This is a genomic window from Ochrobactrum sp. SFR4 (genome assembly GCF_019730395.1).
Lineage (GTDB): Bacteria > Pseudomonadota > Alphaproteobacteria > Rhizobiales > Rhizobiaceae > Pseudochrobactrum.
The window spans coordinates 1-243 of sequence record NZ_JAAPBB010001238.1 but is presented as its reverse complement, the minus strand read 5'-3'; the positions used below and the strand labels follow the sequence as shown (position 1 = coordinate 243).

Annotated in this window: 1 protein-coding gene; it reads right to left on the bottom strand. The window is 52.3% G+C overall.

What is annotated here, in order from left to right; all coding sequences use genetic code 11:
* Nucleotides 1-243, bottom strand: a 243-nt coding sequence (gene cydB / locus HBA93_RS22985) for a cytochrome d ubiquinol oxidase subunit II (RefSeq protein ID WP_221724772.1), incomplete at both ends; no start/stop codon positions are given.

The window sequence follows — 243 nt, the reverse complement described above, 5'->3', positions numbered from 1 at the left end:
ATTGCGATATTTAAACCCGACAGGGCGCAAAATCAGCGCAAACAGGATAATGAACATCGCCAGATAAAATCCGGAGAAGGACACCGCGTAAAGCTGCGGCCAGGCCGCAAAAATTGCGCCACCTGCCAGAATGAGCCAGACCTGATTGCCCTCCCAGACCGGCTCAATGGTTTCCAGCACCATACGGCGTTCAAGATCAGTACGGGCAACAAAAGGCAGCATGGTTTCAATCCCCAGATCGAA